Origin of the sequence: Limnothrix redekei LRLZ20PSL1 (assembly GCF_043235035.1) — a bacterium.
Classification (GTDB): Bacteria; Cyanobacteriota; Cyanobacteriia; order CACIAM-69d; family CACIAM-69d; genus CACIAM-69d.
In genome coordinates this window covers 1-244 of sequence record NZ_JAZAQF010000056.1, presented here as the reverse complement: position 1 = coordinate 244, position 244 = coordinate 1, and the positions used below count along the sequence as shown (strand labels likewise).

1 pseudogene is annotated in these 244 nt (G+C 43.4%); it reads left to right on the top strand.

The features are described from left to right. Nucleotides 1-244: pseudogene (locus VPK24_RS08990) on the top strand (IS630-like element ISAtsp7 family transposase); the annotation flags it as partial.

The following is a 244-nucleotide window of genomic DNA, read 5'->3' as shown; positions in this document are numbered from 1 at the left end:
ATTGCGAGAGTACTGCGAAGAAGTCCAAGAAAAATTGGGTGTCAGTTCTAACACAAGCATGATGCATCGATTTTTAAAGCAACATGACATCAGCCTCAAAAAAAACTTACAGGAGCAAGAAAATAATCACGGCAGAAGTGCAAGCAGAGCGTGTAGACTACTGGCAGCGAATTTTGAAAGTGGAAGCTGAAAGGCTTGTCTTCATTGACGAAAGCGGTTTTTGGGTTGGGATGAATCGCCCGGT